The 9,580-nt window shown below is 37.7% G+C and carries 12 protein-coding genes; 9 read left to right on the forward strand and 3 right to left on the reverse strand.

Translation table 11 applies throughout. From position 1 onward, the window contains the following. Both DMP16_RS05580 and DMP16_RS05585 read left to right on the forward strand, forming a co-directional pair. On the forward strand, positions 1-546 hold a 546-nt coding region (locus DMP16_RS05580), incomplete at its 5' end, for an aldehyde dehydrogenase family protein (protein ID WP_143576961.1). Between the two features lie 212 nt (positions 547-758). Continuing rightward, the gene (locus DMP16_RS05585) at positions 759-2,228 is read left to right on the forward strand and encodes a CoA-acylating methylmalonate-semialdehyde dehydrogenase (RefSeq protein ID WP_069284458.1); all 1,470 of its coding nucleotides are present in this window, start codon (positions 759-761) and stop codon (positions 2,226-2,228) included. Positions 2,229-2,249: 21 nt separating this feature from the next. On the opposite strand, the gene DMP16_RS05590 is transcribed toward DMP16_RS05585, so the two are convergent. Then, on the reverse strand, positions 2,250-3,056 hold the full coding sequence (locus tag DMP16_RS05590) for a toluene hydroxylase (protein ID WP_069284459.1): 807 nt from the start codon (positions 3,054-3,056) through the stop codon (positions 2,250-2,252). 393 nt (positions 3,057-3,449) lie between these two features. Between DMP16_RS05590 and DMP16_RS05595 the strand changes: the two genes are divergently transcribed. The 7 genes from DMP16_RS05595 to DMP16_RS05625 all read left to right on the forward strand — a co-directional run bounded on the left by DMP16_RS05595 (position 3,450) and on the right by DMP16_RS05625 (position 8,048). Beyond that, a complete protein-coding gene (locus DMP16_RS05595; RefSeq protein WP_069284460.1) occupies positions 3,450-4,379 on the forward strand; it encodes a YHS domain-containing protein in 930 nt (309 codons plus the stop codon). 5 nt (positions 4,380-4,384) lie between these two features. Further along, positions 4,385-4,831 (forward strand): hypothetical protein, encoded by a 447-nt coding sequence (locus DMP16_RS05600; protein WP_069284461.1) that lies wholly within the window; start codon positions 4,385-4,387, stop codon positions 4,829-4,831. Between the two features lie 2 nt (positions 4,832-4,833). After that, positions 4,834-5,217 (forward strand): Rieske 2Fe-2S domain-containing protein, encoded by a 384-nt coding sequence (locus DMP16_RS05605; RefSeq protein WP_231961172.1) that lies wholly within the window; start codon positions 4,834-4,836, stop codon positions 5,215-5,217. A gap of 24 nt (positions 5,218-5,241) precedes the next feature. After that, positions 5,242-5,583: an MmoB/DmpM family protein gene (locus DMP16_RS05610; RefSeq protein WP_069284835.1), complete on the forward strand. Its 342-nt coding sequence runs from the start codon at positions 5,242-5,244 to the stop codon at positions 5,581-5,583. Further along, positions 5,584-6,759, forward strand: coding sequence for a toluene monooxygenase (locus tag DMP16_RS05615; RefSeq protein ID WP_231961174.1), 1,176 nt, complete (start codon positions 5,584-5,586; stop codon positions 6,757-6,759). Further along, positions 6,743-7,225, forward strand: a complete 483-nt coding sequence (locus DMP16_RS05620; RefSeq protein WP_231961176.1) for a metal-sulfur cluster assembly factor — start codon at positions 6,743-6,745, stop codon at positions 7,223-7,225. The genes DMP16_RS05615 and DMP16_RS05620 overlap by 17 nt, the downstream gene beginning before the upstream one ends. Positions 7,226-7,403: 178 nt before the next feature. Continuing rightward, on the forward strand, positions 7,404-8,048 hold the full coding sequence (locus DMP16_RS05625) for a helix-turn-helix domain-containing protein (protein WP_069284462.1): 645 nt from the start codon (positions 7,404-7,406) through the stop codon (positions 8,046-8,048). 666 nt (positions 8,049-8,714) lie between these two features. Here DMP16_RS05625 and DMP16_RS05630 read toward each other — a convergent pair. Beyond that, positions 8,715-9,119: a type II toxin-antitoxin system VapC family toxin gene (locus DMP16_RS05630; protein ID WP_069284463.1), complete on the reverse strand. Its 405-nt coding sequence runs from the start codon at positions 9,117-9,119 to the stop codon at positions 8,715-8,717. Continuing rightward, a complete protein-coding gene (locus tag DMP16_RS05635) occupies positions 9,106-9,342 on the reverse strand; it encodes a CopG family transcriptional regulator (protein WP_069284464.1) in 237 nt (78 codons plus the stop codon). Before DMP16_RS05635 ends, DMP16_RS05630 begins: the two co-directional genes overlap by 14 nt. Positions 9,343-9,580 lie beyond the last annotated feature (238 nt).

Consider the following 9,580-nt stretch of genomic DNA (forward strand, 5'->3'; position numbering starts at 1 on the left):
GTAGAAAAATTTAAGAGCACCATCATAGGTAATGGTTTAAGGCAAGGCGTTCAAATGGGTCCTTTATCGAGTAGGGAGCAGTTTGAGAAGGTTTTGAATTATATTGAGGTTGGTAAGAGTGAGGGTGCTAAATTAGTCTATGGTGGTGAGCCTATTAGGGGTAGTGAGGAGTTTGATTTTGGTTATTTCGTTAAGCCTACAATATTCGATAATGTTAGTAAGGACATGAGGATCGCTAAGGAGGAAATATTTGGTCCAGTCTTAGCGGTAATGGTTTATGATAGTTTAGACGAGGCTATTGACATTGTCAACTCCACAGAATATGGGTTAGTATCTGAAATCGTGAGTAACGACATAGGGGAGATAATGAGATTCGCTAACAAGGTGGAGACAGGTGTGGTTAAGGTGAATAGACCGACTAGCGAATTAGACCAATGGGTTCCATATGGTGGATTCAAGGGTTCTGGTAATGATATTTATAAGGAGTTAGGAGAAGAGGCAATAAACTTCTACACTAGAATGAAGGCAATATACGTCAATTATTGAGGTATTTCCTCAAACCCTTTTTATGGTGAACCTTAATATTAGAGAAAGTTTTAAAATATAAACTGTTATGACCTTTCCTCTGAAAGTGTTTTGATGTATTAACTTTTATTCGTGGTATAAAAATATTTTTCATTACTTTCTTTATTTAGGTAAGCCTCTATTATTGCATACTAGATAAGTTTATAACTTTGTCTTACCATTTAAATTTTAACATGTCTATTCAAGACATAAGGTTAAGGAATTACATAAATGGGAAGTTTCAAGAGAGTAGGGGAAGTCAGTATAAGAGCGTAATAAACCCTGCTACGCTGGAAAAAATATCCGAGGTACCATTCTCCACTAGGGAGGACACAAAGGAAGCAATAGAATCAGCATATGAAGCATTCAAAACTTGGAGTGAAACACCAATAACTGAAAGATTAAAATACCTCTTCAGAATGAGAGAAGCCATATTATCCCATGAGAACGAGATAGCTAGATTAATAACCCAAGAACACGGGAAGACATTAAGTGAAGCTAAGGGAGAGTTGAGAAGAGCATTAGATAACATTGAAGCGTCAATAGGGGGAGTATATAAGATAATGGGAAAGAACAATTTAGACATAGCAAAGGACATTGATGAGGAGTTAATAAATGAGCCTCTAGGAGTATTCGCCTCAATAATACCATTCAACTTCCCAGTAATGATACCATTCTGGTTCCTACCATACGCCATAATAACTGGTAATACAATAATAATAAAACCATCCCCTAGGACACCAAACTCCTTCACCCAAGTAATGAAAATAATCCACGAAGAAGTAAAAATACCAGCAGGAGTAATTAACCTAATCCACGGAGATAAGGAAGTTGTTGATACACTATTAGAAGATAATAGAGTAAAGGGAATAACATTTGTAGGAACAACACAAATAGCAAAATACGTTTATGAAAAGGGAGCCTCTTATGGAAAAAGAGTTATAGCCCAAGCTTCAGCGAAAAACTTCGTAGTAATAATGCCAGATGCGGACTTAAGTAAGGCAATACCAAACACTGTAGAGGCATTTTATGGAAACGCAGGACAAAGATGCTTAGCAGCAGCTAACCTAGTAGTATTTAAGGAAAACCATGAAAGAGTGTTAAAAGCTTTCATAAACGAGGCTAAAAACTACACTTTAGGATATGGATTAGATGAGGGAGTAAACATGGGACCTATGAATAGTAAAGACGGCAAGGATAGGGCATTAAACTACATAGAGAAGGGGATATCTGAAGGAGGAAAACTGGTATTAGATGGGAGACAATTTAGAATAAAAGGAAATTACCCAGAGACAAACTTCCTAGCCCCATCAGTGTTTGATGACGTACAACCATCAATGACGATAGCCCAAGAAGAAATATTCGGACCAGTAGCCAGTGTAATAGAGACTAACAACATAGATGAGGCAATAGAAATTATAAACAAAAGCAAATACGGCAACGCAGCGTCAATATTTACTAGTAATGGTAAACATGCGAGGCAGTTCAAGAAATACGTAAAGGCGGGGAACATAGGAGTGAACATAGGAATAGCACAACCAATAGCCTGGTACCCATTCGCGGGGATGAAGGATTCCCACTTCGGCGACCTACACGGACAAGGAGGAGACGATTACATACACTTCTTCACAGACAGAAAAGTAATAATATCAAGATGGTGGTAAAAAGAAAAAATTTTAAAAAAATTATATCTTTTTCTCTAATTCTTTAGAAATCTTCTCCAAATCTACCATAGTCTTTAACACTGGATGACCTATCTGTGAATGCCTAGCCTCATCAGTCTGTATACTCGAAGTTGCAGTAGAGAACACTATATCACCTGCCCCCTGAGCCATCGCTGCATATGCGACAAACTGCAAGTTAGTGAAAGCTGTCTCAAAGGCGAATGGGACTAAAAGGTCAAATTCTATCGCATTAGCCCCAGTTATACCATCGTCAAAGAAGCTCCTAGCAGCTATTGGAAGCCATCCATCTATCCAGAACATCTTATGGGCATGAGCAAACTTAGGACTAATACCTATGTTATCGTGAGATAGTAAGCCTTGAAGTTGAGCATGCCTAACTTCATCCATAGCACCAAAAACTGATAGGTTCCTCCACTCTCCTGCTTTTCCAAATCTAGCAGCCCTTATTTCAGCTACAGCCGCAGTATATTCTGGTATAGGGATTGCAGTTATGTGGAAGCAGAAAGCCCCCTCATGATAAGTTCTGTCCAATTTTTTAGCTAACTCTGCTCTCATTCCAGCGTCCCTAACTGAAAGCACTTTAGTGTCTTTCTCCCTTTGGTTCTTAACGTATTCTCTATAAGTTACCTTATATGGGGCATCAAACGTTTCAGCCCACACGTCTATCGGCAAGTATGGCAAACCATGCATGTCTACTGGGAATAATTCCTCCTCAGAAACATATTTTGGGGTCCACTCTAATCTATTCGCTAGATCGTAATAGTCGTCCCTAGTTGGTAATCTTGGTTCTTGTGGAGTTGGCTTCATGTTTAGACCACTCTTAAGAATTTATAAAGTTGATGCTTATTTAAACTTTTTGTTTACAAGCAATGAAAGTTTAGCTTCATTATTTGTAATTAATGCTGAAGAAAACTAGAGAAAAGATTTAGCTAAATGAGGTTAGTTTGTTCACAGATATTTCAAAGGCCTCATCTAAGATATTATTTTGATAATCTAAATGAAATTTTACATAGAGTACTTCTTTCACGACAGTCCGTAATTATTATAAGAACAGCTACTCCGTTAGATATGATACCAATATAGTTAATTATGAACATTATTACTAAAATTTTAAATAGAAAGGTTTTGATCTAGTCATTATAAAGTAATCTTTGATAATTGTACTTATTAGGTAAACTCTAAATAAGAAAATGAGGTATTATGTCTTCTGAAGGTAGTTTAGGCTCTACTAGAAGCGAGGTTAAACAGACGCTAAAAAGTACTGCAGAAGCGTTGCAAGCTAGGTTTAAGAATACAATAGAATTCGCTAAGAAAATTAGGGAAAGGGGTAAGGAATATAGAGAAGCAGCTGAGTATCTAATATTGAAGGGCTTCTGGCTTGACACTAGGCTAATAGCACCTTTAACTGGAGTCTCAATGGACTACTTAACGCCTTTAGACGCTAGGATAATGTCCTATAAGGAGTTCATGCAGGAGTGGGTGGGAGCTCAATTCATGAGAATACTACAAGATCTAGGTATTGGAAGACCATGGTATTGGGATTGGTGGGAATTGGAATTAGACCATTGGCACCATGACTTCATAATAGGCTTATACACGTGGAGAAGAACATTAAACATAGGATTTAGGGGACCAACTCCCGATGAGAGAAAATGGTTAAATCAGAAGTATCCACACTGGGAGAAGTTTTTTGGGAGAGTTTGGGATTTATACATTTATAAGATATTAAATGGGGAATCCCCACTTCCAGTAACGGCAGTACACTTATGCAATATATGTCAAGTTCCGATACAGGCCCCAACTAATAGTAAATATTTGAGAATATATGTTAGTGAATATAAAGGAAAGATCTATACGTTTGACTCGCCCATTTGTAAGTGGATATTTGAACAAGAACCAGAGAGATATGCGAATCGTAGGACTTACACTCAGAGGGTTTTAGAAGGAATGATTCAGTTCACACCAGAAGCTTATAAAGATCCTAAGAGACTCTTACAAGAGGTCATATGGAACATGGGTTACACCGAATACGGTGAAGCCGGCTTAGACCCAACTGATAACGCTTACGCCTTATTGTATAAGGAGAAAGACCCCGATTTCAATAATAGAATTAAAAAGTATTTGGAGTGATCGACATGAGCGAGGAAATAATACCAGTTATATACGTCCATGAAGAAGGTACTGTATGGTTGCCAGGTTTCGTTTTTGCTAACCAAACTATTAAGGAGGCTACAGAAGCACTTTACTCCACTGTAGCTAACATCCTAGTTTGGAAAAAAGATAAGGAGTTGAGAATGGTAAGGTTCAGAGGGGATACCACTAAGGCTGGAGAAGTCTTAGACCCCAATGCTAAGGTTAAGGATGTCATAAAGCCCTTTGATATCCTAGTCCTAGTGTATTGGCCAGCTAAAGAGGAGTGGTGGAAGCCAGAGAACCAGAATGATGACATTTATAGGATAATAAGGGAAGTTGAGGAAAAGGCTAAGGACGCTCCTAGATCACCCACGGTATTGTTTAAGGACGATTTCGAGAGACTAAGCATTATAAAGAGGTTAGAAAGAGAGGGTAAATTGAGGGAGTAAAAATGATGGTGAGTAAGATGGATTATCCGGGCGACTTCGTTGAGACTATAACGACAGATGACATTTATGAGGGAGAGGCTAAGTTAATAAACGTAAAGGGTTATGAGATCTTAATTGTTAATGTCAATGGAGAGTTCAAGGCTTATTACGCTAGGTGTGCACATGCCTTAGGTCTATTAGAACCTTCAAGTTTTGATGGAGAAAAAATAACTTGCCCAGTCCACCTTTGGGAATACGATCCGAGTACGGGAGAGAGCATAAATCCAGAGGGGAGTAGTCTATTTCAATTGGAAGTGAAAGTCGATGATAACAAGGTTTACGTTAAAGTTCCCTCAGTATCCACATATGAATTTAAAGTTAAATACTTCCGAATGTATAATAAATAAGAGGTGTAATGTGTTTTGGAAGAAGTGACAATAGACCTAGATTACATATTAAGTAAGTATAAGATAGAGTTAAACGAATTACCAAAGGATTTGGTAGGACCAGTATTAATGAAAGACGACTTCTCCTACCTAATCATCGAGGCTATAGCAATTGATAACCCAAATAACTTCAAAGGAGTGATGGATAGGGGTTCGTATATCAGAGTGGTTGGAGATAAGGAATTAACATTAAATAAGAGTACTTTAGAGAAGCTAGCCGGTAGGGAAGTCAGATTTCCGGGTGAAGTTGAAGTCAGACTATCAGCCTTTGCTGGAAGGATAATTACAACTGGGAGTTACATAAAGTGGTATTTGGAGGGGGTGTGAATGAGTACAAATGAGGAAGAAATAAAGAGAATGATAAAAGAAGTAGAGAACTTACCTTGGGCTAAGAGATATAAAGAACTGTTTGGCGATATCTTCAAGAACGGTCAAACTAGCGTATTTTATAGGGATAAAGAGTATACAAGTTACAAGAAGGTATACAGTACTTGGCCAATGCTAGAGAAGAAATTAGGTAAGAAAAAACCCAGTGAATATCAAATAGTCTCCTACGCCTTAAGCTATTGGACAGACCCACTATCACCAAACTTCGTGTACAATAAAGGACCTTTCGAATTAGGCACTGACCACGTAACACAGAAGTGGTATAAACACTTCCTCTTCAACTCACCTTTTGTTAAGCCACTATTTGAGAGAAGACAATGGCATGATTATGAAGATCCATACAAGCTAGTTTACTGGACATACAATGCAATGGCAGATGATAACGAAACTTTCTTGGACAAACTCTACGAGGAAATTGTTAGGAGTAAATACGACTGGAATTTAAGCGAAGACGTGCTAAACGTTTACAAAGACGTTTATGATCCTCTAAGATACATATGGCACGTCTTCCAGATGGAATCAGGTTACTTAGCTACTATGGCTCCTACTAGTTCAATAGTGAACACGTTCATCTTCATGTCCATGGACCACATGAGAAGAGTTCAAAGAGTTGCCCAAAGGATCAAAATGCTCGACATAGTCTATCCAAACTATGGTTTTGGAAAGGAGACAAGGAAAACCTGGGAGGAAAGCGAGATATTCCAGCCTGCTAGAGAGGTATTAGAAAAAATGCTAGTAGCATATGATTGGGGAGAGGCATTAGCTTCCTTTGGACTAAACGTAAAGTTCACCTTAGAGGAGTTACTATTAGTCCACTTGCCAAATCAGTTAGCTAAGATGGGAGATGATATGCAATTACACATTTCTAGGTCATTCTACAACGATGCTATAAGGCATAGGAATCAAATAGCAGAAATATATAAATATGCCTTCCAGAGAGAGCCCTCACTTAAAAACGTAGTAAAAGAGTGGGTAAACAAGTGGTACCCAGAGAGTTATAAAGCCCTAGAAGGGTTTAAGCAAATCTTTGGAGAACAATACGACAAGGTGGTTAACGAGATAAGGAAAGAGCACAACAAGTATCTTGAGGGAATAGGAGTTGAATATCAAGGATAAGATAGTGGAAATACTGAGACAGATTTATGACCCGGAAATTCCCATAAATATATATGACCTAGGGTTAGTCAAGAGAATAGACGTAGACGACAGTAGGATAACTATTGATATGATACTTACGGCAGGTAATCAATGCACCATAGCTGATCTGATTACAGTCAACGTAAAGTACAAGGTAAAGAGGGAATTCCCAGAATACGACGTAATAGTAAACGTAGATAAGTTTGCTAAGTGGTCCTTCTCAATGATGACCTATGAAGGTAGACTCATGTTAGAGGAAATCTATGGAAAAGAGGTTGTGGAGAAATTACTAGACGGGAGTGTTGAAAACGTGGTGAAGTCTTTAAGAATTCAACAAAATGAAAGATTTGACCCCAAGGAATACATGAGGATGAAGCTAGAGGAGAGGTATAAAGCATTTAGGGAATGGTTAGATAGGAACAGAGTAGATCTAATTAACGCTTAGTAAACTCCTCATTACCTTTAAAGGCTAGTTTTAACCCTCTTTTTATTAAATCTTTCCATACGTAGTAAAAACTTCTGTTTAAGTTTGTTTACCTTTAGATATTAGTACTTATACCTTATGTTTCTCCCATGTCCTCCTTTCAAAAAGAAATTTAAAGGTATAATCTAATATATTTATAATGAAATTTGTAGTAGGTTCTCCAGTCAGAGTCCTAGTTAAGGGCGTACATGTAGGTTGCTGGAGTACCGATGAGAGATTAAAATACCCGATTAAGGTTTTAGACTTCAGAATGATGGACAACTATTTGAGAATGCTGTTATTAATCCACAAGGATGATAGGAAACCCCTTTTAGAGAGGTTGAAGCAAACTTATAGAGTGTTTATCTTGACTAGTGCAACTAAGTATTCTAGGGATAAGATAATACTAAGCTTCATAAAAAACGTGAATAAAATTTCAATACCCAGAATGATTGACCAATACCACGGATTCTTTCTAGGTGCAACTTATAACCAAGGAATAGAAAAATGGGACTTCTTAATACCTAGCCAACACCTAGACTATATCATGGAAGGTTTGAAAAATATAATGATCAATATCGAAGTTAGAACTAAGGAATACAAACCAGTAAGCGAAGTAGAACTAACAGAAAAGGAAAAAGAAATACTAGAAACCGCAGTTAAACTAGGCTATTTTGAGTTCCCCAGAAAAGTAAACTTAGAAGACTTAAGTAAAACGTTAAACGTTTCCCCCTCAACTCTATTATACCACATAAGAAATATAGAAAAGAAGATAATGTTAAAACTGGTCAGTGAAGAGAAGTAATAATTATTGACGATTAAGCGATAAAACGAGTGAAATCCTTTCCTTTTTATTATACTAAGAAAGTTGCGAAATTAACAGCTTCAGCCATAAAGATTGCTCCTCCCTAAAGGGCGAGATAAGCCTCATCAGAAACGGGAGAAGAACCAAGGGCTATCTACTTGAAGGACTTAGGGCTTAAATTCAAAGGGAAAGCTCTAGTATGAAAGAGTTGAGGAAAACCTCACAAGGAGGGGACGGCAAAGCTTTAAGCATACTAGAGGGTCTCTAACCCTGTTTACCGGCAATCAAAATCGATGAAAAGAGAAGGAAATTTAAAATCCAATTTTTAGAGCACATGTTTACGTTATGGCGTCAGGAAATTTCACATTATTTTGAAATATAGGGATGGGTTTTCAAACTATCTTGAAAGTGAAGTGGGAAAGCCAAGTCTATTACAAATGTAATCTATAGTATGTTCACGAGATGTGAAAGTTGGAAGTAACATGTTTTAAAATTCTAAAAACAGTTAATTTTATAAAAGTAAGCTAAATCTTACTAACAAGTCTATTATTAAACGCTGTCTTTAGTAGTTATATGGATGATATCAGAGACACCAACTAGCTATAAAGGAAGTTAACCTTTGAATGGAACTAAACCATTCTTAAAAGAGACCTCTAAGGGAAGTAATTAAGGTATTTCGACTTTTACGCCTAAACTTCCTGCAACTTCAGCCTGTTTTACATCCCTCGTTATTAGTGTAGCTCCATGTCTTAAGCACGCCGCTATGTACAATGAGTCATAGAACGTGAGGTTATTGTTTATTGCGATGTTGAACGCCTCTTCGACGTAGTCCATTTCATTTAAGAGTATTAAGGTCTTCTCCTTTAAAATGTCGAATAGTATTCTCTTCATTTCAAGAGCTGTCCTAACGTCTATCAGTTTCTTTACGTTCGCCATTTTCCATATAGCGTTCATAGTCTCTTTTATAACATGGTCAATGGAATAGGCTGGTGTGAAAAGCCTTAATATCTTATCCCACTCTTCCTCCTTTAATATCACAGCAGTAAGGGCAGAAGCGTCAACTATCAGCATCCCTATCTTCCCTGATGAGCTCTGATGATATACCCCTTCTAAAGCTCCAGTTAGCCTCATTCAACTCCTTTAGGACTTTATCAACCCCCCTCTTAGCCTCAATTTCAGCAATCTTTTGCTCTACAAACCTCCTCAACTCCTCTGACCAATTAACCTCGTTTCTATATAACTCCATCTTCTCCTTTATCTCCTTTCTGACCTTAAAACTGACAACCTCAGACATAAAATTATACTGTAAAGTAGACCTATAAAGTTTACTCTAGGGTTTTACGTCTCAGCTTCCCGACAGAGAGGCTTTCATAAACTCTGTAATTTCCTCCAGGAAGTGAAACCCCTTAATTTTGCTTAAAATCAAACCTATCCTCGCTGTAGATCGGTGTTAAGTACACGTTACTCCCCTTCCCCATCTCCATGACTATTATGTCATCTGTTGCCCCAGACTTGACTAGCTCTGGGTAGTT

The organism is Sulfolobus sp. B1, assembly GCF_007050195.1.
Taxonomy (GTDB): Archaea; Thermoproteota; Thermoprotei_A; order Sulfolobales; family Sulfolobaceae; genus Saccharolobus.